22 protein-coding genes and 1 tRNA gene are annotated in these 22874 nt (G+C 60.2%); all 23 read right to left on the bottom strand.

Annotated features, from left to right (window positions below):
• On the bottom strand, positions 1–355 hold a 355-nt coding region (locus Q0G18_RS05225; protein ID WP_297150330.1), incomplete at its 3' end, for an FHA domain-containing protein.
• Positions 356–398: 43 nt separating this feature from the next.
• Positions 399–1811 (bottom strand): D-alanyl-D-alanine carboxypeptidase family protein, encoded by a 1413-nt coding sequence (locus tag Q0G18_RS05220; RefSeq protein WP_297150327.1) that lies wholly within the window; start codon positions 1809–1811, stop codon positions 399–401.
• Positions 1801–2232 (bottom strand): amino acid-binding protein, encoded by a 432-nt coding sequence (locus tag Q0G18_RS05215; RefSeq protein ID WP_297150323.1) that lies wholly within the window; start codon positions 2230–2232, stop codon positions 1801–1803. Before Q0G18_RS05215 ends, Q0G18_RS05220 begins: the two co-directional genes overlap by 11 nt.
• A complete protein-coding gene (locus tag Q0G18_RS05210) occupies positions 2232–3539 on the bottom strand; it encodes a phenylacetate--CoA ligase family protein (RefSeq protein ID WP_297150320.1) in 1308 nt (435 codons plus the stop codon). The genes Q0G18_RS05215 and Q0G18_RS05210 overlap by 1 nt, the downstream gene beginning before the upstream one ends.
• Positions 3540–3710: 171 nt before the next feature.
• Positions 3711–4379, bottom strand: a complete 669-nt coding sequence (locus tag Q0G18_RS05205) for a CDP-alcohol phosphatidyltransferase family protein (protein WP_297150317.1) — start codon at positions 4377–4379, stop codon at positions 3711–3713.
• Positions 4380–4647: 268 nt separating this feature from the next.
• Complete coding sequence (gene rhaM / locus Q0G18_RS05200) at positions 4648–4989, bottom strand: L-rhamnose mutarotase (protein ID WP_297150312.1); 342 nt, start codon at positions 4987–4989, stop codon at positions 4648–4650.
• A 10-nt stretch (positions 4990–4999) separates the two neighbouring features.
• On the bottom strand, positions 5000–6373 hold the full coding sequence (locus Q0G18_RS05195) for an MFS transporter (RefSeq protein WP_297150309.1): 1374 nt from the start codon (positions 6371–6373) through the stop codon (positions 5000–5002).
• A 36-nt stretch (positions 6374–6409) separates the two neighbouring features.
• The gene (gene rhaD / locus Q0G18_RS05190; protein ID WP_297150306.1) at positions 6410–7315 is read right to left on the bottom strand and encodes a rhamnulose-1-phosphate aldolase; all 906 of its coding nucleotides are present in this window, start codon (positions 7313–7315) and stop codon (positions 6410–6412) included.
• A 124-nt stretch (positions 7316–7439) separates the two neighbouring features.
• Positions 7440–8699, bottom strand: a complete 1260-nt coding sequence (locus tag Q0G18_RS05185) for an L-rhamnose isomerase (protein ID WP_297150303.1) — start codon at positions 8697–8699, stop codon at positions 7440–7442.
• A gap of 88 nt (positions 8700–8787) precedes the next feature.
• Positions 8788–10260, bottom strand: a complete 1473-nt coding sequence (rhaB, locus tag Q0G18_RS05180) for a rhamnulokinase (RefSeq protein ID WP_297150300.1) — start codon at positions 10258–10260, stop codon at positions 8788–8790.
• 13 nt (positions 10261–10273) lie between these two features.
• The gene (pyk, locus tag Q0G18_RS05175; RefSeq protein WP_297150297.1) at positions 10274–11752 is read right to left on the bottom strand and encodes a pyruvate kinase; all 1479 of its coding nucleotides are present in this window, start codon (positions 11750–11752) and stop codon (positions 10274–10276) included.
• A gap of 204 nt (positions 11753–11956) precedes the next feature.
• A complete protein-coding gene (locus Q0G18_RS05170) occupies positions 11957–12325 on the bottom strand; it encodes a 4Fe-4S binding protein (RefSeq protein WP_297150294.1) in 369 nt (122 codons plus the stop codon).
• Positions 12326–12331: 6 nt separating this feature from the next.
• Positions 12332–13420: a nickel-dependent hydrogenase large subunit gene (locus tag Q0G18_RS05165; RefSeq protein WP_297150291.1), complete on the bottom strand. Its 1089-nt coding sequence runs from the start codon at positions 13418–13420 to the stop codon at positions 12332–12334.
• Positions 13421–13422: 2 nt separating this feature from the next.
• Positions 13423–14307 carry an NADH-quinone oxidoreductase subunit C gene (locus Q0G18_RS05160; protein ID WP_297150288.1) on the bottom strand — a complete coding sequence of 295 codons (885 nt, stop codon included), beginning with the start codon at positions 14305–14307 and terminating at the stop codon, positions 13423–13425.
• A 5-nt stretch (positions 14308–14312) separates the two neighbouring features.
• Positions 14313–14756 (bottom strand): NADH-quinone oxidoreductase subunit NuoB, encoded by a 444-nt coding sequence (gene nuoB, locus Q0G18_RS05155; RefSeq protein WP_158048566.1) that lies wholly within the window; start codon positions 14754–14756, stop codon positions 14313–14315.
• Between the two features lie 12 nt (positions 14757–14768).
• Positions 14769–15638, bottom strand: a complete 870-nt coding sequence (locus Q0G18_RS05150) for a complex I subunit 1 family protein (RefSeq protein ID WP_297150285.1) — start codon at positions 15636–15638, stop codon at positions 14769–14771.
• Between the two features lie 16 nt (positions 15639–15654).
• A complete protein-coding gene (locus Q0G18_RS05145) occupies positions 15655–17595 on the bottom strand; it encodes a proton-conducting transporter membrane subunit (protein ID WP_297150283.1) in 1941 nt (646 codons plus the stop codon).
• A 227-nt stretch (positions 17596–17822) separates the two neighbouring features.
• A tRNA-Pro gene (locus Q0G18_RS05140) sits at positions 17823–17899 on the bottom strand.
• Positions 17900–17969: 70 nt separating this feature from the next.
• Positions 17970–19214: a bifunctional phosphopantothenoylcysteine decarboxylase/phosphopantothenate--cysteine ligase CoaBC gene (gene coaBC, locus Q0G18_RS05135; RefSeq protein WP_297150280.1), complete on the bottom strand. Its 1245-nt coding sequence runs from the start codon at positions 19212–19214 to the stop codon at positions 17970–17972.
• Positions 19207–20241, bottom strand: coding sequence for a ferrochelatase (hemH, locus tag Q0G18_RS05130; protein WP_297150277.1), 1035 nt, complete (start codon positions 20239–20241; stop codon positions 19207–19209). The genes coaBC and hemH overlap by 8 nt, the downstream gene beginning before the upstream one ends.
• 13 nt (positions 20242–20254) lie before the next feature.
• Complete coding sequence (locus Q0G18_RS05125; protein ID WP_297150274.1) at positions 20255–21307, bottom strand: RluA family pseudouridine synthase; 1053 nt, start codon at positions 21305–21307, stop codon at positions 20255–20257.
• On the bottom strand, positions 21308–21862 hold the full coding sequence (gene lspA, locus Q0G18_RS05120) for a signal peptidase II (protein ID WP_297150271.1): 555 nt from the start codon (positions 21860–21862) through the stop codon (positions 21308–21310). It abuts the gene before it with no gap.
• Between the two features lie 3 nt (positions 21863–21865).
• Positions 21866–22874: class I tRNA ligase family protein (locus Q0G18_RS05115; protein WP_297150268.1), on the bottom strand; the 1009-nt coding region annotated here is incomplete at its 5' end.

Here is a 22874-nt window from a genome sequence, read left to right as displayed (position 1 = left end):
TGACCCACACCCCGTTAAACGAGCTGTCGTCGGTAATCGTGCAGCCATCACCCGTAGGCTCGACCACGGCATGGCTACGCGAGACCGTCATATCGTTTAGGAAGATGTCGCACTGCGGGCTGCGGCCCACACTCATTGGCGCGTTGCCCAGCTTGAAGACCATCCCGATCTGAGGGCCCTTCACAACCCTCAGAACGAACTGATGCTGCGGATGCTCCGCCGCAGGCACTTCCCCGCCCTCGACGGAGAACGGCTTGAAGCTCTGCGTCGCACCGAGCAATTTGAATCCGCAGGTCGGACACGCGGAAGCACCCGAACTAAGAGTTGCACCGCAAACGGGGCATGTTTCAGTCATAATGCTTGTCCTTCTTTCGTCTTGCTTATGAAAGTCTAGCGAATTAAAGCGTGGTCTTCGTTCTGTCGTTGATGAGCGGGGTGTCGTTCAAGTCAACGGACTCGGCGACGCTCTGAGCTCCGGTGAAACCCGAGAACAGCCGACTTACCCAAATGCCCACAGCCTCGAGGGGGTTCGGCGCCGCAACGTCCTCGCACGCAATGAGGTCGACCGTGGCAAGCGTCTCGTTATGCTGCTTGAAGACCGCCGTGCCCACCTTGTCGCCCTCGCGAACGTTCCCGCTCACCGTGTTGAACTCCATTGTACAGCTCACATTGCCTTTGAGGGAGAACACATCAAGCGCGCCGTCGGGTTCTGAAAACGTCGCTTTGATCGTCTTGTCGGGCCAGTCTGCATGCGCGACCTCCGCGACCACAGGAACATCTTTAGTGGAAGTGCCCCACGTCATTGTGACCGTCTCGCTTGCATGGGCGTACGGATAGCTCATGCTGTTCGAGTACACCCAGTCGAAAAGCGTTTTCGCGTCGGTGAAGCGCTGCTGCTCGCTTGAGGAGTTGAGCACAATCGCATAGAGGTCGAGCCCATCGCGGTTGCAAGCACCCGCGAAACATTCCCCGGCAAGGGAGGTGAATCCCGTCTTGATACCGCAAGCGCCCTCGTAGACGCCGATGAGCTCGTCGGTCGACTCAAGCTCAAGCGGGGTTGCGACCCCGGCTCGCGTGACGGTGATCGTCGCCTTGTCCTTGGAGACAATGTCGCGGAACGTCTGGCTCTTCATCGCGTAGGCGGACATCGTTGCCACATCGCGGGCCGTGCTGTGCATATCGCCCGCATACTGGTTAAAGTCGAGCCCATGGGGGTTCGCGAACAGCGTGTTCGTGCATCCAAGAGCCGCCGCCTTGGCGTTCATCGCGGAGACGAACGCAGCCTGAGCGCCGCCATCGCCGCCGAGCTTCGCGCCCACGGTATCCGCGATGGCAATAGCCGCGTCGTTGCCCGACGAGGTGAGAAGCGCCTTGATGGCGTCCTCCATCGAAAGCACGTCGCCCTCCTTGAGCGATGCCGAGGACTCGCCGATGGAGGCTGCCTCAGCGCTCACCGTCACCTGATCGGTGAGCTGGGAGCTCTCCAAAGCAACGATCGCCGTCATGATCTTGGTTACCGAGGCAATATGCGTCTGCTTGTCGGGGTCGCGCTCGAAGTACACCGTGCCGTTGCCGTCGATCACGTAGACATACGTCGCATCGACGCTCGGGCACTGAGAGACGGCAAGTCCACGCGACTCGACGGTCTCACCTGCAACGACATCGGTTTTCGCGACGCCTGCGAAAGCGGTGGCGGGCACAAGGGCAAACGAGAGCGAGACTGCGAGAACACAGGCGCAAAGCGCGGAAAGCGCCCGCACCCCGAAGGGAGCACGGGCGCTGCGCGCGATATGATGGGAGCTAGCAATCAAGCTGGTAAACCTCTTCTGGGGAAACGGTAACGAAACCGGCCTCTTCGAGCTTAGCCTCGATGCCTTCCGCCTCGCCGATCTTCAGCACGTCGATGGCTGATTCGGGATTGACGGAGAAGCAGTAGCCGTACTCGATGTTGACGGACTGCTGGTCTAAAAACTCGAGCAGCGTCGCAAGCCCGCCCTTCACGTTGGGAACGCGAACGGCGAGAACCGGGGTGACCATCGCGCGATAACCGGCAGCGCGAAGCGCCTCGGCGGCGGCGTTGGGCGTATCGGCAAGCACGCGGGCGACGCCGAAGTCTGCCGTGTCAGCAAGGTTTAGGGCATGCAGGTTCACGCCCGCATCACTCAGCACGCGGCATGCAGCGGCGAGACGGCCCTTGTCGTTCTCCAGGAAAACAGTCAGCTGAGAAATCATTAGTGCTTCCCTTCTCTCAAGTCGATGACGCGCTTAGCCTTGCCTTCGCTGCGCTCGATGGACTTCGGCTCGACGATCTTGATGTCGACCTTGATCTGCAGGTTGCTCTTGAGCTCGGCACCAAGGCGCGCCTTCAAGTCCTCGAGCTTGCGGATCTCATCGATCGGGAACTCGGGCACGGTCTCGACGTTCAGCGTGACCTTGTCGAGCGGGCCGTTGTCGGTGAGCACGATCTGGTAGTGCGCCGTGATCTCGTCGAAGCCGGTGATGATCTGCTCGATCTGCGACGGGAACACGTTCACGCCGCGGATAATCATCATATCATCGGAGCGGCCGATGATGCGATCGATCTTGCGGTGGGTGCGCCCGCATGCGCACTCCTCATTGATGATGCGGGTGATATCGCGGGTACGGTAGCGAACAAGCGGGCAGCACTCGCGCGTGAGCGTGGTGAACACAAGCTCGCCATAGGTTCCGTCGGGCACCGGCTGGAGCGTCTCGGGATCGATGATCTCGGCAAAGAAGTGGTCTTCCGCCAGGTGCAGGCCATGGGACTCGGGGCACTCCATCGCAACGCCGGGGCCCATTACCTCGGAGAGGCCATACACGTCACAGTAGCGGATGCCGAGCTTGTCGCGAATCTCCTGGCGCATGTTCTCGGAAGCAGGCTCGGCGCCGAAAATGCCAGCGGAGAGCTTGAAGTCCTTTGCAGGGTTATAGCCCATGCTGATAGCCGTGTCGGCCAAGTAGAGCGCATAGGACGGCGTGCAGCACAGGATATCGGTGCCGAGGTCGACCATCATCTGGATTTGGCGCTTCGTGTTGCCCGAAGAGGTCGGGATAACCGAGCAACCTGCCGCCTCCGCGCCGTAATGCGCGCCGAGACCGCCCGTGAACAGGCCATAGCCGTAGGACACCTGAACAGTCGAATCCGCGGTGCCACCTACCATGTAGATGCCGCGGGCGAAGCAGTCGCCCCAGTTCTTAATGTCATTTGCGGTATGCCCCACGACCGTCGCCTGGCCGGTGGTGCCAGAGGATGCGTGGATGCGGGCAACGTCTTTCTTCGGAACGGCGAACAAGCCGAACGGGTAGGCATCGCGCATATCCTGCTTGACGACGAACGGGAACTTTGCGAGATCCTCGAGGCAGGTCAGGTCGTCGGGCGTGACACCGGCCTCAGCGAAGGACTTCTTATAGAAATCGACGTTGTCATACGCGTGACGAATCGACTTCTTCATTCGCTCGAGCTGCAACTCGCGCAACTGCTCGCGCGGCATGGTCTCGATTTCTTCTTGGAAATACACCTCAAGTCCTTCCTTGTCTTACCTGGCGCATGCACGCCCTTGCCCACGTCACCAAGCTATTGGATGCAAAATTTGACCCGATAGCTAGGGTTAACTCGTACAGTGTAGCGTTTGTGCCCACCCCGTCATAGGAAAAGGGCGGCAAAACTAGATTTCCTGCGCCTGAAAGCGTTATTCGGCACGCATTTCACGCTTCGCAGCGGAAAGCTTGAACGCCCCCGCCGCGACGTAATAGATCGTCGTGAACGCGCCGACGATAAGGCCTGCATAGACAAACCAGATACCCCACGAATAGGGGTCCGAGGAGAAGCCGGGAAGCCACGAGAAAGACACGACCCCCATGCCTACAAGGACAGGCCAATTGAGAAGGAGCGCCGCGAAACCGACGAACAAAAACGTCGTCGCCACCTTGCCGGGATAAATCACCGCCACGCGGATGCGCCACCTCTTGAGAAGGTACGCCCCGCCGATGAGAAGCAGCAGGTCGCGTCCAAGAACCAAGACGACGATCCACAGCGGCAGGCGTCCGACAGCGAGCAGGCACACAACACCAGAGATCATGAGGATGCGATCGACGGCAGGATCGAGCAGACGACCGAGCTTCGAGACCGTGTGCGTACGACGAGCGATCTGTCCGTCGATCCAGTCGGTTCCCGCCGCCACGGCGAAAAGGACCGTTGCAAGAATGTCATAGCCGGTCAAAAGCAGAACGATGAAGCATGGGACCATGCACAGGCGAATCGTCGAGATGAGGTTTGGAATGGTGAAGATGGTGTCGAGCACCTCGTCTTCCTCGGGTGTCAGGTCGTTTTTCGCGGCCTTGTCTATCATCTTCGCCATATAAGCCAAGCCCCCAGTAAATAAAGCCCCAGCGGGTCAGTCGTGTCATTTGCAGCAAATTATTATAGCGCCCTGCCTTATCCGAAGCGGCGCACTTCGCCGATTCCCCACGGAGATGTTGCCGACCCGTTTTCAGAAACGAGGTGACGCGCTTTTCACGGGTCAAGCCTGCGCCCGAGCTTCAAGCTTGACGGGAAAGCAAGAATCCCCCGCCCCGCGAGCCTACTCTGCAGAACAGGCTCGCAGGTTCAAGGGGGATTTCGCTCCATTAATCGAGATGGAACGCGCATGGAAGGTCGACGCTCACTGGGGAATTGTCGGGATTCGTTTCCATGACCGAGGCCATGAACCCCCACCATTTCTTGCAGATGTCGGTCTCAGCAGACCGAGCATAGCGCTCAGGGTCGTCAAGCTCGATATACCCGAAGAGAATATTCGTTTCCTCGTCGATAAAGATGGAGTAATTATGCCCGCCATACTCGTGGAGCATGTCCGCCATCTCGGGCCACAGCTCGTTGTGACGGCGCTCGTACTCCTCGGCGAAGCCTGGGAAAAGCTTCATCTTGAAACCACTGATCGTGCGCCCATCTGCGGTTTTGCGAATTGTCATGACAAGCCTCCTACTGCAGCTTTCCGTAACGTTCCTCGGTGATCTGATCGAGCGTCTTGCCCTGAGTCTGCGGACACCAGACAACACCGACGATAAGGCTGATCAGAAGCACCGCGCACATGATGACAGCCGCCGGGAAGAACCCGGCCGGATTCGCCGAGATGTCGCCCATGATCGCGCCGACGCCGACCAAAGACCAGATTCCGAGCGCAGCGCGCACGAGGAAGAACATGATGCCCTGAGCGCCGCCGCGGTACTGTGTGGGGAAAAGCTCGGTGCCCCACAACGCATAGAAGCACTGAGCGGAGAAGCCAGCCGAGACGCCCCACAAAACGACGTAGGCCCACAGGCACCAACCCATGGAATCGGTCGTGCCATTGTTGAGCGCCATGCCGAAGAGCGCGATGCAGATCCACGACAGAAGCGCGAGCGCGGCAGACACGCCGAAGAGCACGCGATGGGGAACCTTGTCGCCAAGCTTGCTGAAGATAGCGAGCGAGCAGATGGCGACGAGCACCCACTGCACCACGCCGAGCAAGCTCTGCCCTGTCGAGTCGATATTACCGGCTGCAGCATAGAGATAAGGCATGAACTGGCCGTTCGTCCCAGCTGCCAGGTTCCACGTCAGATACACAGCCACGAGAAACACGATGGTTTTCACGTTGATCGGGTTCTTGAGAGCATTCGACATCATCGCGCCGAACGACTGCCTGTCGCCTTTGTCGGCAGCGAGATTCTTCTCAGCCCAGTCAGCCGATTCCTGCAGCTGGCGCTGCAGGTTCCACGCGACAAGCGCCACGACGAGAAGAACGAGAAACAAAAGGCGCGTGGAGAAAAGCCCGTCGAAGGGACCGTACGTGCCCGCAGGCAGAAGCGTTGTGCCGTCGGCAGCAAATCCCGGCAGCGCAAACGAGAGAGCCAACGACAAGATGAAGATGATCGCAGGACCGCAACTCCACGCGAACTGGCTGATGCCGATGTTTGCCGCGCGGTTCGTCGATGCGGACGTCTCAGAGATGTAGCTCCACGACGCGGGCACGCCGGCACCGACCGACAGGCCGGAGAGCACGACACCCACCACGACCATCGGCAGGTTCACCGCGCACATGGCGATGGCGACGCCGAGAGCATACACGAGTAGGTTGTATTTGTAGATAATGGTGCGGCCATATTTATCGGTCAGAAAGCCACCGATAAGCGCGCCGATCGCTGCGCCGAATGCATTCGCGCCAATCGCGCCCAAAATCGACGTCCACATCGACCCGAACCCAAATGCGGCCGCCCATGCCGTCAGCGCCACCGAAGACGCGACGATGCAGCCGGAGTCGAGGAAGTTCGTGAGCGACACCGCAATGGTGCCCTTCCTCTCTTGCGACATAGCCATGATGTTGCTCGTCCCTCTTTCCGGACCCCAGACCTGCTAGTCCAAGAAATCCTCGTTGATGTCTAGGTTGAAATCACGTGCGATGGCACGCAGGCCGTCGTCGGTGATCGTGTTCGTGAAGTTGTCGTTACCTCCGTTGAGCAGGCGCGCCTTCACGTAAATCTCAGCCGCCTTCTCGATGGTGTGCATAAGTCCGAAGGTGGTGTCGAAGTCGGGACCCGAGCAGAACAAGCCGTGCTGCGCCCAGATGGCCGCGTCATAGGTTTTCATGAGCTCGGAAGTTGCGACGGCGATGTCGGCGCCGCCTGGAACCATCCACGGCACGACGCCTACGCCCTTCGGGAACACCACGATGCACTCGGTCATGGCCTTCCATAGCGCACGCGTGATGGTGCGCGCGTCGAGCGGCATGACGAATGTGAGCGCGATGACGTTGCCTGGGTGCGCATGGTAGATCACACGACAAGCGTCGCCGGTCGCCTTCATGCGAACGGAGTGGTTCATGAAATGCGACGGGAACTCAGAGGTAGGCTTGCCGCCATCCTTAAGGCCCCACACGATGCGCCACGCGTCGCCCGCGTCGTTGATCTCGACGATTCCCACATTATGCGCAGGGTCAAGCGGAACGTTTCGCATATAGCGCCCCGAACCAGTCGTGGTGAAGAAGGCTCCACGCAGATTATCGGCCTGCACGCCCATGGAAACCCACTCGGAGGGCGTTTCGTAGAAGTAGGGGCGGCAGGCCGTCACCTCTTCGTCGGTCATGCGGTAGGTAAGATTCCCGCCATTGCGCTCATGCCAACCCTGCTCCCAGCCGTCACCGCACATGCGCACAAAGCCCTTCATGAACGCCTGTTGCTCGACAACCAATCCCGAAACCGCACCTTTAGCAGCCGACACGCCTTTATCGAGCATGCCTTGGGCACTATCGAAAAAACCCATTCCTCACATACCTTTCCTTGTCTTTACCCGGAAAACGCCCACGAAGCAAACCTTGCAGGCGCATGCGGCCGCGAGGTCTCGTTCGCCACCAGTACCTCGCAGCCGCGTTGTTTTCACCGCGAAACTATGCACGCTTAGAGAGAACCTCATCCTCGTAGGCCTTGATGGGAGCCCACAGCTCGCCGTCCACCGGGACATCTGCGCGGCGGCAGAACTCGTCCCACACCGCACCGAATGGCATGGTCTTAAACTGCTCGGTCACGATCATCTTCTCGGAAAACTGGTAGGTATCTTGAAGCTCCTTCAGGCGATCCCACGGCTGCAACATCTCGAAGAGCAGGCTCTTCTCCATGGCGCGCGTACCGGTGCACCATGCGCCGATACGATTGATTGAGGCATCGAAGAAGTCGAGTCCAATGATGATTTTGTCCCAACCGCCTGGGCAACGAACAACCTCAGAGGCGATTTCCTTGATGTTGTCCTCGAAGAGCACCACGTGGTCGGAATCCCAATGCATGGAGCGGGTGACGTGCAGCGGCACGTACGGGAAGAAGAGCAGCAGGCTCGAAAGCTTGTCGGAGATGTTTTCCATGGGGTTGAAATGACCCGCATCGATGAGCGTGACGATGTTGCCGCCCTTCTTCGCCGCATAGGAAACGTAGAACTCCTGGTTGCCCGTCGTGAAGCCTTCAACGCCGATGCCGAAAACCTTTTGCTCGACTGAGTCGATCACGTGCGGGCAGTTGAAGGAGTAGATCTCGTCAAGGGCGTCCTTCAATCGCTCGCGCATGCCATAGCGGTCGGCAGCGTAGTCTTTCAGTCCGTCGGGAATCCAGAAGTTGTTGAGCACCATGTCGTCGAGTTCTTCGCCAATGCGCTCTGCAATCTTGCGGCAGGCGATGCAGTGGCGGATCCAGAAGTCGCGGACGTCCTTCTCGGGCGAAGAGACCGTTAGACCCTCCTTCACCATGGGATGGCTGAACAGCGTCGGATTGAAGTCGATGCCGTAACCATGCTCCTTCGCCCACGCAACCCACGGCTCGAAGTGCTTGTACTCGATCTGGTCGCGATCGACCCAGGGGTTCTCGTCGGTGAAGATGGCATAGCTCGCGTGGAGGTTGATGCGCTTCTTGCCCGGGATGAGGCTTGAGGCCTTTTCGAAGTCGGCGGTGAGCTCCTCGAACGTGCGAGCGCGCCCAGGGTAGTTGCCCGTGGTCATGATGCCGCCGGATGCGGCGTTGTCCTTCTGGTCGAAGCCCATAACGTCATCGCCTTGCCAGCAATTGACCGAGATAGCCTTTCCCGCGAGCTTCTCGAGAACGGCCTCGGTGTCGATGCCTTCTGCCGCGTATGCCTCGCGCGCCAGTTCGTAGGCTGTGTTCATGTGCGCTCCTTACGTGTCTGTTTCCTATGACCAAGGCCGGGAAAACGACCTTAAATCCCAATTCATATGGACGCTGCGGCCCGCCTTCTTATTCAGGCTGGTAAACCTCGATATCGAACGAGTCGCGAATCGCGTCGCGCGCCTCTTGCAGGCTGCCGTAGCGTCCGTCGCCGATCATCTGCACGACAAGATTACCGAGGCTCGTGCCTTCGATGGGGCCCGCATACACGGGCAGGCCGCAGGCGTTAGCCGTCATCTGGTTGAGATAGGCGTCTTGACATCCGCCGCCGACGATGTTGATCGAGGTGTACGTGCGGCCGGTAAGCGCGGACAGCTCGGCAATCGAATCAGCGTAGCAGCCGGTCAGGCTTGTGTAGACGCAACGCATAAGCTCGCCTACCCCAGCGGGCACCGATTGCCCCGTCTCGCGGCACGCCTGGCGAATCTCGTCGATCATCGATACAGGCGAGAGAAAGCGATCGTCGTTGACGTTGACATAAGGTGAGGGACCGCATGCCGATGCGTCTGCTTCGCGGGCCGCGACAATAAGATCGCCGAAGCCCCATTCCCTATCCGCCCGGTTTCGCCCCGAGCCCGAGCCTGCGACGTAGTCCACGCCGTTGAGCTCGCGCCTGATAGACTGAATCATCCACAGTCCCATGATGTTCTTGAGGAACCGGTAGCGCTTAAGATAGCCGCCCTCGTTCGTAAAATTCTGGAAACGGCTCGCATCAGAGGTGATTGGCCCCTCGTTTTCGACACCAAGCAGGCTCCACGTACCGCTCGAAAGGTAAACCGCGTTGTCGTCTCGGGCGGGCACGGCAAGAAACGCCGAGCCGGTGTCATGCGTTGCGGGAAGCACGACCTGCGTGTCGAAGCCCACGCGCTCGCGAACTTCGGGAGAAAGGTTGCCGAGCACCGTGCCGGGCATCGCAACCTCTCCGAAGATGCGCGCAGGAGCGCCTGCCGCTTCCAAGGCAAGATCGTCCCACGTGCAGGTACGGGCATTGATCAGATTGGTCGTAGTGGCGTTCGTGTACTCGTTCATCATCACGCCTGAGAGCAGGTAGTTGAGGTACTCGGGAACCATAAGGAAGCGCTCTGCCGACAAAAGTTCCTCGGGATGCTCACTTGCAAGCGCGGCAAGCTGGTAGATGGTGTTGAACGGCTGGCGCTGAATGCCCGTCGCGCGGTAGAGCGCGTCGAGTCCGACAGCGCGGTCGACCTTGCCGGCAACCTGCTGGGTGCGCGAATCGCGATACGCAACCGCGTCCCCCACTCGATTGCCCTCGCCGTCCACCAGCACGAAGTCGACACCCCAGGTATCGATGCCCACCGACACGGGAATCTTGCCAGCGCTCGCGCACTTCTCAAGCCCGATGAGGATGTTCTCCCAAATCATGTCGATATCCCAGCAGTCGTGCCCGCGCATGCGCACCTGGGTATTGTCGAAGCGGTGCATCTCTTCGAGCACAATCCGCCCATCCTCTACGTGCCCGAGGACATGGCGACCGCTCGACGCCCCGATATCGATTGCGAGGTAGTAACGCTGTTCAGTCATCGCTTCTCCCCCTCTAGCCCTTGTTCGCCTGATCAGCGTCGCGAATCTGAACGACGTACATGACGTTGGTCGCCGCAACAGCGGCGGGGCCTTCTTCCGCACCTGTCACAACCGGGCTTGTCGACCTGTCGCCCGCCGTGATCACCGCGATGTCTCCTTCGTGCACGAGCCCGTGGGAAACCACGGCACGACGGGCGTTGTCGACAACCTTAATCATGTCTCCCTGCACATCGCCGAGCATCGGCGTTACGCCCCAGTGAATCTGCTGCTTGCGCATGACCCGCTCAAACGGGGTGACGGCGTAAATGGGAACGCGCGGACGCAGGTTGGAGACAAGGCGGGACGTTCTACCTGACATCGTCGGCGCGACAATGCAGGTGGCGTTCACATTTTCGGCAGTTTGAACAGCAGCGATGCCTACGGCAAGTGCAACCCGCGCGCGCACCCGAGTTCTATCGGGCATGCTTTCTTCAAACATAAAGGGCTCCGAAGCCTCGGCGATGCGAGCCATCATCTGCACAGCGGGAATCGGGTAGCGACCGCATGCCGTCTCGCCGGAGAGCATCACGGCGTCGGTGCCGTCGTAGATGGCATTGGCAACATCGCCCACCTCCGCTCGAGTTGGACGAGGATTGCGAATCATCGAGTCGAGCATCTGCGTCGCAGTGATGACCGGCTTCGACGCGCGATTGCACTTGCGAATGATTTCTTTCTGGATATGGGGTACCTTATGTGCCGGAACCTCGACCCCCAGGTCACCGCGCGCAATCATGACGCCATCGGACGCCTCGATGATTTCATCGATGTTCTCAACCGCCTCGGAGCACTCGATCTTCGAGATGAACGAGATATCCCCGCCGCCGTTAACATCCAAGAACTCGCGCATCTCGCGGACACCCTCGGCATTGCGGATGAACGAAGCAGCGACGAAATCGACCTCCTGCTCAATTCCGAACAGCAGGTCTGAGCGATCCTGATCGGTCATGACGGGCAGCGGAACGCTCACGCTCGGCAGATTGATGGACTTGCGCTCGCCGAGCATGCCCGAGTTCTGAACAGTGCAGTGGATATCAAACCCCTCGACAACGTCGACCGCGAGCTCGATAAGACCGTCATCGACCAGAATGATGGTGCCCGGCTCAACCGCTTCAGCGAGGCCATGGCACGTTTGCGACACGATACGGTCCGTGCCCTCCACCTCCCGCTCGGTGAACGTGAAGTGACGTCCCGCCATAAGCTGTACCGGTTTATGGTCAGCAAGCATGCCCGTGCGAATCTCGGGACCCTTCGTGTCGAGCAGCATCGCGCAAGGTGAATCGAGCTCGCGTCGAACCTTGCGAAGTCGTTCCATGCGAGCAAGATGCTCCTCGTGGCTCCCGTGCGAGAAGTTGAATCGGGCAATGTCCATGCCCGCAGTGATAAGGCCTTTCAGCGTCGACTCGCTGTCGACCGACGGACCGAGCGTGCAAACGATTTTCGTGCGCTTCGCCATATCGCCTCCATGTCGCAGATACGCAATAGGGACAAGAATAGGACGCTCGGAAGCGCTTAGAGCTTAATGAACGCAAAAATCAAAATTGAAACAAGCGGCTAACTCAATGTAACAAACAAACGAAGAGGGGCCCTCAAGGACCCCTCCCATACGATTAATATCGTTCCTGGAACCTTTTACACTATGGCAAAATGAATGCTGCTCTTAGCTTACCTTCTTCACCGGCTTGGCATGTTCAGGAACATCGAAGGTCTCAATGTACATCTTCTTCGAAGGCGCCGGCCATCCGGGCTCCATCGACAGGCAGTGCTTCGGGCACTCGAGCACGCAGGTGCCGCACTGGACGCAGCGGAACTTGTCGATGGTCCATTTGCGGTTGGGCTTCTCCACCACGATGGCAGCGCAGGGGCAGCGGCGCTGGCAGATGCCGCACAGGATGCAGACATCGACATCGTTGACGATATGGCCCTTAAGTCCTGCGGGGGTTTCCTTCTTCTCCACAGGATACAGCACGGTCTCGGGCTTTTTGAACAGCGAGCCGAGCGTCATCTTTCCCAGTTTGAATCCACCCATGTTCTTCTACCTTTCCGTGCAGCTGATGCAGGGGTCGATGGTGAGGATGATGTTGTTCACGTCAGCCAGATCGCAGCCCTTGAGCGCCGCGGTCATTCCCGCGAGGTTTTGCGAGGTCGGCGTACGCATGCGCATACGCTCAAGATTCTTCGTGCCGTTGCCGCGGGCATAGTAGTAGCACTCACCGCGCGGCTGCTCGACAACGTTGGACGCCTCGGAACCGGCAACCGGAGAGCCCTTCACGGCAACCGAGATGTCGCCTTCGGGAATCTTGGAGATCATCTCCTCGATGATGTCAATCGACTGGAGCACCTCAAGCGCGCGAACCTTGCAACGAGCATAACAATCGCCCTGGTCGTCGAGGATAGGACGGAAGTCGGCGAGCTCCGCGTAACCGCCGCGGCCGAGCATGCGCACATCGTAGTTTACGTTCGAAGCGCGAGCGAAAGGTCCCACCATGGAAAGCGCGAGGGCGTCCTCATGGCTCACATGCCCCACACCAACGGTGCGGTTCTTGACCGACGAATCCTTCAGGAAGGCGTTCATAATCTGGCGATAGTCGTCCTTGATACCCTCGAGCACACGCTTGATCTCGGCAAACTGCGCCGCATCGATGTCGCGCACGACGCCGCCGACCTTCACGACCGAGAAGATGACGCGGCCTCCCGTCGTCTTCTCGAAGATATCAAGGACGCGCTCGCGCAGGCGCCAGCAATGCATGAACAGGCTCTCGAAGCCAAAGGCGTCAGCGGCAAGACCAAGCCACAGGATATGCGAGTGGATACGCGAGAGCTCGTGCCAGATGACGCGCAAATACTCGGCGCGCTTGGGGATCTCGACGCCCATAAGGCTCTCGACCGTTTCGGCGTAGCCCATGGAGTGGCCGAACGCGCAGATGCCGCAGATACGCTCCGCAATGAAGATGAACTGGTTGTAATCACGGGTCTCGACGAGCTTTTCGAGGCCACGATGGACGAAGCCGATTTGGGGAATCGCCTCGAGTACCTTCTCGTCCTCAACCACGAGGTCGAGGTGAAGCGGCTCGGGGAGCACGGGGTGCTGCGGACCGAAGGGGATGACGGTTGCCTTGCCCATCGCTATTCACCATCCTTTCCGGTATTCGCCGCACGCTCGGCGGTTTCCTGGCGTGCCTTCGCATCGAGGGCAGCACGGACCTTAGCCGCACGCTCGGGGTCGAGCTGTGCGAGCTTGGCCTCGATTTCGGCGTCGCGCTCGACGTTGGTGGAGCCCACGGCGCGCTTCGCCTCGGCGGCCTTCTTCTTGCGCTCGAGGGCCGCGCGGACCTTGGCGGCCTTTTCGGGATCGAGGTTCTCAAGCTCCGCCGCGCGGGTGGCGCGCTTGCTCTCGCGGGACTGCTCCACCTCGGCAGCCTTTGCCGCCTTCGCCGCGAACGCCGCCTTGATGCGCGCGAGCTTCTCGGGGTCGGTGCCCGCGAAGCGTTCCTCGAAATCGGCCATCTGCGCAGGGTCGATACCTGAGACCTTCTGCTTCATCTGCTTCATGGCATCGGGGTGATCGGCTGCGTACTCGGTCTCGGCCACCTTCGCAGCGCGGGCGCGCTTTGCTTCCGCAGCCTTGGCGGCCTTCTCGCGAGCAGCCTTCTGAGCAGGAGAGATAATAGTCATCGGCTCGGATTGCGCAAGCTGGTAGAACTTGCCGCCGAAGTCGATGGCGATTCCCTCGATCGTCACGCCGAACAGGTCGTGGATTTCATTCTCGAACACGAACGCTGCAAGGAAGTTGCCGGTGATGGAGGGCACGACGTCGGTCTTCTTTACGCCCTTGACCTCGTAGTTGCAAAGCGTGCCGCCGTCCATCATGAACGAGTACACCAGATCGACGCCTGCGTCGGTGTTCACCGCGAGGATCTGAACGAAGCGCGCGTGCTCGCTTTTCATACGGTCGGAGAGCGCTGGCACGTCTGCCAGCTTAAGCGGAATGAACTCGGAGGAGAATTCCATAGGTCCTACGCTCCCTTCTTCTGTTGCGCCATAGCCTTCGCCTTCTCGTCGAGGATGCCGATCGCCTGCACGACGCCATCGATGATCGCCTCGGGGCGGACGGCACAGCCTGGCACGTACACGTCGACGGGGATTGCCTTGTCAACGCCGCCGAGCACGTTGTAGCAGTCGTGGAAGACACCGCCCGAGCACGCGCAGATGCCGCAGGCAACGACCGCCTTCGGCTCGAGCATCTGGTCGTAAATCTCCTGCACGACTTTGATGTTCTGCTCGTTTACGCTACCGGTGACGAGGAAAATGTCGGCATGCTTGGGGTTGCCGGTGTTGATGATGCCGAAGCGCTCGACATCGAAGCCCGGGCAGAGCGCCGCGAGCACCTCGATGTCGCAGCCGTTGCAGCTTGAGGCATCGTAGTGGATGACCCAAGGTGATTTCGAGTTGTAAGCCATAAGTGAGCCTCCTTACAGGTAGGCCAGAACGGCCACGTTCAAGCCGCCGGCGACGAGCGCGACAAGCCATGCGGACTTCAGCATGAGCTGCCACTTCACGCGGGCGAAGTTGTTATCGATCCAGATCTCGAGGAAGTACACCGCGAGAACGACAACGATCGCAAGGATAATCGAGAACGGGTTCGACCAGACGAAGAACATCGCGACCCAACCCATGAACAGCACGTTCTCGCACCAGTGCATCACTTCCACCAAGCCGAGCGTAGGGCCGCTCATCTCGGTCGTGACGCCGCGAACGATTTCCTGGTGCGCATGATGCGACATGGAGATATCGAAAGGCGACTTGCGCAGCTTGATCGTGAGCACGAACAAGAAGCCGAGGAACGCGAGCCATGCCGTCGTAATCGCGGGAGCATCGAGGAAGAAGACGCCCGCCACGTCGAACCACCCCGACGCCATGAAGAACGCGACGCACATGAGATAGAGCATAGGCTCGTACGCCATCGCCTGCAGCGTCTCTCGCGCGGCACCCACTTCAGAGTACGGCGAGCGCGACGAATAGGCAGCCACGATGAAGAGCAGCGAGGAAAGCGTTACGAGGAACACGCTCAGAAGCAGGTTGCCGCCCGAGAAGAACACGCCGCCCGCCACCAGGGTGAAGATGAACGCGAACAGGATGTAGGCGTGCTCGGACGTGTTCACGGAAGCGTTTTCCTTGGAGAAAAGCTTGCGCACGTCGTAATAGGGCTGCAGAAGCGGCGGCCCGACGCGTCCCTGCATGCGCGCGGAGATGATGCGGTCGAGTCCTGCGAGCAAACAGCCGATGATAGGGCCCGCAATCGCAAATGCGATGATGCCGATAACCGTAACGATGATCGTCATGAGAAGCCTCGCCTTCCTACAACAAGCCAGGCAGCATAGCAGCCGCCCAAGCAATCGCCGCAACCATGATCACGATGCATGCGCCCGACCCGATCGGGGCGATGCGAGCCTCGCCGAAGACGCCGTCGAGGTACATATTGCGCGACGTAGCCTCAACCGGAGCGGAAAGAGAGCCGCGGAACGTGCGCGCCGCGTTGTCCGCCGAAGCACCCGCGAGGTAGACGTCAACCTTCTTCTGCTTCGAGGAACGGCCAAGCCCCGCGAAGAGCATGAGGATGACGAGCACCGCGCAGATCGCAGCAATCCAAAGGTTCCCGTCGGAAATGTCCTGCCCACCGTAGTGGAACGCGGTCTGGATATAGGGAACGACGAGCCCCGACGACATGACTGGGAGCAGAACACACGTCACGCATACCAGCCCCGCCATCAACAGCAGCGCCGCCCACTCGGATTTATGCACAGAAAGCTCGACGTTTTGCGGCTCGCCCGCGATTCCCGAGAGCTTGCCGAGCCACTTCGCCCAGAACATGAACGTCGCGGCGGAACCGAATGCAAGCAGGATGATGAGCGCGACGTTGCCCGTTTCGACGAACGACACGAGCGTCGCCCACTTCGCGATAAGCATGCCGAAAGGCGCCACGAACATGCACATGATGCCGAGCATCATGAAACGGGCAAGGCGAGGCATGCGTTCGAAGAGCAGATCCATGTCCTCGATGTTGCGGCTGCCGATATGGTGCTCGGCGGTGCCGACGCACAGGAACAGCAGGCTCTTCGCAACCGCATGGAAGATAATAAGTAGGATTGCCGCCCAAACGGCCTCGGGGGTTCCCACGCCCGCGCATGCGGTGATGAGGCCGAGGTTCGCAATGGTGGAATACGCGAGCACGCGCTTGGCATTGCTCTGCGAGATAGCCATGAACGAGCACAGCGCGAACGTGAGGCCACCGACGAGCACCACCATCACGGAGGGCACCAAGCTCACCGCGAAGATCGGCGAGAGCTTCACGAGCAGGAACACGCCCGCTTTGACCATGGTCGATGAGTGCAGAAGCGCAGAGGTCGGCGTCGGAGCCACCATCGCGCCGAGGAGCCACGTATGGAAGGGCATCTGCGCCGCCTTCGTGATGCCCGCGAACGCGAGCAAGGTGACTGGGAGCATGACGAGCGCAGGGAAGGCGGCACCGAGCTCGACGAACATCGAGAACGAAAGCGGCAGGCCGAAAACGCCCAGATAGACGAGAGAGAGCTGGAACGCAACGCCACCAAGTAGATTCATCACGATCTGGCGGAACGCATTGTTGATAGCCTCTTCGGACTTCGTAAAGCCGATGAGCAGGAAGGAGCACAGAGTGGTGACCTCCCAAGCCGTGTACATCCACGCCATGTTGTCAACAAGCACGATATTGAACATGGCGGAAAGGAACGCGAACATAATGGCGAAAAACCACGGGCGACGATCGCGTGTCTGGGGGTTCTCATGCAGTTCGTGAGCTTGGAAATCCTTCATGTAGCCCAGCGCGTAGACGCATATACCCGAGCCAACGATGCCGATGATAAGCACCATAATCACGCCGAGCGCATCGACGCGCATCGTCGTGGAGAACTCGGCCCCTGCCTGAACAGCGAACTCGAACCATAGTGCCACGACGATCTGCAGTGCTGCCAAGCCCAATGCGAGCGGACGCTTGTAACGGACTGCATAGCATACGACGAAGATGGCGACAGTGAGATCGATGGCAAGGTTCACCAGGGAAAGCGGATGCCCCCATTCGGCGGGCAGGGCGAACTCATAGGTACCGGGGCCTGCGAACACCACCGCAAACGCGATCGAGAGCACCGCGATGAGCGCGGCGAAGGCAATGGCGATCGCATCGCGCGCGCGGTCGTTCTTGATCACGAGAAGCAGCAATGCCGCAACTACGGGCACCACAATGAGGGAGGCAATTAGCTCCATCGCGTACTCCTTTACTTGAATAGTGACCTTCCTGCTCCAAGCGCAAACGGGGAAGGCGAACGCGAGACTCGCGTGACGTCTACTCTAGTAAAAAGGAGGCTATTCGACCTGCACCTTTGGAGTGCAGGTCGAAATCAGTCGGTAAAAGGGCTATCGCTGCAGTAGCAATTAGCGAAGTAAAGAAAAAGCGGGTTAGAAGAAACCTCTTCTGACCCGCTTGTATAAGCTGGTCGGGTTGACAGGATTTGAACCTGCGACCCCTTGACCCCCAGTCAAGTGCGCTACCAAACTGCGCCACAACCCGATTCGTTTGTTTGCCGTCCGCTTAAGACAGCTTGTTTATAATACCGTTACCTTCGAAAGGTTTCAAGCCCCTATTTCAAGAATTCTAAGGCTTTATCGAGAATTCGATCGGCGAGTTCGCGCTTGCCCATTTCAGGAAGGTGTTCCTCCCCCGAAGCCGACACAAAAGCCACCTCGTCCGAGTCGGTGCCGAAGCCCCGGCCGCTCGAAACGTCGTTCGCCACGATGAAATCCGCCTTCTTGCGGGAAAGCTTGCTGCGAGCGTTGCCGATGACGTCGTTCGTCTCGGCAGCGAACCCCACGACCACCTGGCCTTCGCGCTTCGCGGCCCCGCACGAGGCGAGGATGTCGGGGTTCTCGACAAGCTCGATATGCACGAGCGCATCATCGTCGGCGCCCTTCTTGAGCTTACGGTCGGATACCGTGCGCGGACGGAAATCGGACACTGCCGCGGAGAAAACGGCGATATCGGCAGACGAAAACGCCTCATCAACGGCAGTTTTCATCTCGCAGGCTGTGCCAACGCGCACCATCTTAGCACCAGGAACGTCCGCGAGGGAAACAGGACCCGTGACAAGCGTGACCTCGGCGCCGCGCTCAACGGCGGACTCGGCAATCGCGAAGCCCATCTTGCCCGTCGAGGGATTCGAGATGAACCGCACGGCGTCGATCGGCTCGACGGTAGGGCCGGCTGTCACAACGACGTGCCTCCCCTCCAAATCCTTTTCGCGCCCGAGCATACCAAGAACGCTCGCGACGATGTCGACAGGGTCGGCCAGGCGGCCACGACCAACGTCTCCGCAGGCGAGATAGCCTTCGCTGGGCTCGATGAAGTGCACCCCTCGCGAGGCGAGCACCTGCATGTTGTGCCGCGTCGCCACAGCCTCGTACATGTGCACGTTCATCGCGGGCGCCACGGCGATCGGCGCCGTGCAGGCAAGCGCGGTCGTCGAAAGCAGGTCATCGGCGATTCCCGCCGCCATCTTTGCAAGCACATTGGCCGTGCAAGGGGCGATAAGGAATAAATCGCACTCCTCGGCAAGCGAGACGTGATGGATCGGGTCCCCCGGACCGTCACCGAAGGTATCGATGGCGACAGGCTCGTGCGTCAGGGCGCGGAAGGTGGTCGGCCCGACGAACTCGCAGGCATTCTTCGTCATCACGACTTTCACACGCACGCCGGCCTTCTGAAGCCCGCGCAAAACCTCGCAGGATTTGTAGGCGGCGATGCATCCCGTGACACCGAGGAGCACCAACGGCGCTGCGGCGTTTTCGGTTTTCCTATCGTATGTCTTCGCTTGGCAGGTATCACTCATGATGTCGCTCTCCTTCCCCAAGATATGGCCTCAACACATCGCAGAGAGCCCGCACGTGCGCGCGGCTCCGGTTCAAGCAAGGGACGTACACGAAGCGGGAGTCGTCCGCCGGATGGCCCGCCGCGCGCAAGCTCTCGCGATACAAGTCCCCGAACTCGATTTCCACGTCGAAGCGCGTCTCCAGGCAATCGACGGAAAACCCGGGGCAGACGATAAACGTGCGCCCATCGTCGACTTCGGCCAGGCGAGCGAGCGTGTCCTTCGTGAAGGGAGACAGCCACGTGCGCGCATTGTCGAAGCGGCAATGATAGCTTATCGTCCACGTTTTACGATCGAGGCCCAGCTCATCGGCGACATGCAAGCTCGTGGAACCCGTTTGCAACTCGTAGGTGTCCCCGTCTTCGATATCGACAAGCGGGATGGAGTGGAACGAGAACACGAGGCGGTCGCCTGGCTGCCGGCCGAACCCGGCATGTTCGATCGAGGCGGCAAGCGCGCGGATATAGCTCGGATGCTCGGCGTATCCCTCCACGACCGTCGTGTCGCCCTTCCAGTGCGCACGGCGCACCGCGCGAGCCACCCCGTCTTTCACGGAGAGCGTCGTGCTGTGCGCGGTCTGCGGATAGAGCGGCAGAACGACGATGCGGTCGCATTCGAGCTCGCAAAAATCGCGGAGAGCCTTCTTAATGGGCGGCTCACCGTAGCTCATCGCGATGCGGACGGGGGCATCAAAGCCCTCGCTTTCAAGGCGCGCCTCAAGCGCCGCGGCGAGCGCCTTGTGCGTCACGAGCAAAGGCGACCCCTCGGGCGTCCAAATCCGTCGGTACTTCTCCGCCGATGCGACGCTTCGCTTCGGCAGGATGGCAAAATGGAGGATGAACCACCAGATGAAACGGGTCATGGGCGCGATGTGCTTGTCCATGAGAAATTGTGCTAGGTAGCGCTTGACGGCCTTCGGCTCAGGCGCCGACGGCGTCCCGGTGTTCACGAGAAGCACGCCAACTTTCTCTTTGCCATGCAACGCCACAGTTCATCACTTCCTATTCTGGCAGCTCGCCCTCAATCGAAGGGTGAGGCGCATCCGCCAATAGTTCGGCGACTTCGCGCCCCGCGTCGGTCAAGCCGCGACTGCGATCAGCTAAGCCATGGAGTGCTTTGACCAAGTCATTCGGCAAATTATCAGCAAACGTGAGTTCCTCGGCTGTCTCGGGATGGGTGAAGCGAAGCCTAAACGAATGAAGGAACTGTCGCTTGAGCCCGAGCTGGGCGCGCGCATCCTTCGGCCCGTTCGCCGTGTAGACGGGATCGCCCACAAGCGGGTGCTTCGCGTACTGCATATGGACGCGAATCTGGTGTGTGCGCCCCGTGAACAGCTTGCAATCGATCAGCGTGTAGCCATCGTCGTGCTGGCGCGGTTCGAAGCGCTCGAGCACGCGGAACGTGGTAACGGCGTCGCGGGCGGACGGCACATCGCGCACGGCCATGCGCGTTCGCTCGTTGGCGCTTCGAGCGATCGGCGCGTCGATCATACCCGTGTCCGGTGCGATCACGCCGTGAACGAGCGCGAGGTAATGGCGATCGACCGCGCGATCGCGGATATCCTCCATAAGGGCATAACCAGCCGCATCGGTCTTCGCGGCGAGCATAAGCCCCGACGTGTCGCGATCGAGCCGGTGCACGATGCCGAGGCGATCGTCCTCGCCCTGCACGTTGCAGAGGTGGTCGACCCCACAATGGTAGATGAGCGCGTTCACGAGCGTCCCATCGGCGTGGTCGACGGACGGATGGCACACGAGCCCGACCTGCTTGGACAGCACGATAAGGTCGTCGTCCTCGAAGCGGATGTCAAGGTCGATTGGCTGTCCTGTTACCGGGCCCGCCTCGAGCTCTTCCTCTTCCTGGTACACGATCATGTCGCCTGCAGCGACTGCGTACTTCTTGGCAACGTTGGCCCCGTTCACGAAGACGTTGCCCGACTCGATCGCCCGCGCGGCCGCGCTGCGGCTCGCAAAGCACGAACGCGCGGCGAGCAGCGAGTCGAGCCGCTCCCCCGCATCGAGCGCCGTGGCGGAATAACTCAGCATGCGCGCCATCTATTCACCACCCCCATTTTCGCTCCCGCACACCGCGCGCTTCGCCTCGGTGCGTTCATGGATGAGAAGCGACACGATAAACAATATGATTCCGCAGGTCACACCGATGTCCGCAACGTTGAAGATAGGAAAATCGATAAACGTCGGCTCGATGAAATCAACGACGAAGCCGAGCGTGAAGCGGTCGATTGCGTTGCCGATGCCGCCCGCGACGACAAGCGAGATCCCGATGAGCTCACCTGCGTTCGGGCGCTGCGGGGTGAGCGCGAGATACGCCGTGAGCGCGATGCAGACCACGAGCGAGAACGCGCCGAGCGCCCAGGTGGCGCCCGAGAAGATGCTCCAGGCACCGCCCGTGTTGTAAACGAGATGGAAGCGGAATATGCCGAGAATCGGGTCGGAAATCACCTGCCCCGCATGGTATGAGGCGTTGAAGAACAGCTTCGAGGCTTGGTCGAGGACAAGCCACACCACCACGATGGGGATAAACACGGCGAACCGCCGCGCAACTGCGCGCACGGTCCGCCCGTTCTCGAAATCTTTGTCGGCGCTCAAGCGCTAGTCCTCCTCGGAAAAGCCGATCGAGTCGAGCACGTCGCCGCAGCGCTCGCAGACATGCGGATGATGGGCGTTGCCACCGAGCTCGCGCACGTTCCAGCAGCGCGGGCACTTCTCGCCTACCGCAGGAGCGACAGCACAGGAGAAGCCCTCGCCCGAGACGACTTCCACCGCCGCGCAGACGAAGACCTCGGCGAGGTCGACATCGGCCAAAGCGGCGGCGACATCGGCGGGAAGGGTGAGCGTGGCGGAAGCTGCCTGGCTCGTGCCCTCCGTCACGACGCCCGCTTCCTTCGCTTCCTCAAAAGCCTTGGTGAAGACGTCGCGCGCCGTTGCGAGCTGGTTGTAAGCGGACAGCAGCGCGGAGGCTTCCTCCGCAGACCAAGGAGCCTCGTACCAGTCGAGCAGAGCAGCGCGGGTCTGGCCGTCGCGAATCGACTCGGGCAAAAACGCCATAACCTCGTCACAGGTGAACACGAGAATCGGCTGCAGGTCGTGCACGAGCATCGAGAGAATCTGAGCCCACACGGTAAGAGCGCTGCGACGTTCCTGGCCGTCAGCCTGGCCGCAGTAGACGCGGTCTTTGGTGGCGTTCAAGTAACCGTTGGAAAGCTCGGTCACGTAATCGTAGAGGTTGCGGTACACCACGTTGAAGCGATAGCCCTCGTAGGCTTCCGTCACGATCTCGTGCACCTGGCACAGGCGGGCAAGCGCGAGCTTGTCGTAGCCCGCAAGATCGTCCACCGCCACCGCGTCGGTCGCAGGGTCGAAGCGGCCCTCGATCTCGCCAAGCAGGAAGCGAAGCGTGTTGCGAATCTTGCGATACGCCTCGCCGACGTGGGAGAGGATCTCGCCGTCGCAGGTCACGTCGTTGGAAGTATCGACGGAAGAGACCCACAGGCGCATGACGTCAGCGCCGCGGGTGTCGCATTCCTTGTTCGGGTCGATGACGTTGCCGAGGGACTTGGACATCTTGCGTCCCTGGCCGTCGAGCGTGAAGCCCTGCGAG

The sequence above is a fragment of the uncultured Ellagibacter sp. genome (assembly GCF_934636505.1).
In the GTDB taxonomy this organism is placed as follows: Bacteria; Actinomycetota; Coriobacteriia; order Coriobacteriales; family Eggerthellaceae; genus Ellagibacter.
Note: the sequence above shows the minus strand (reverse complement) of the source record. Positions and strands in the feature narration are given on the sequence as shown.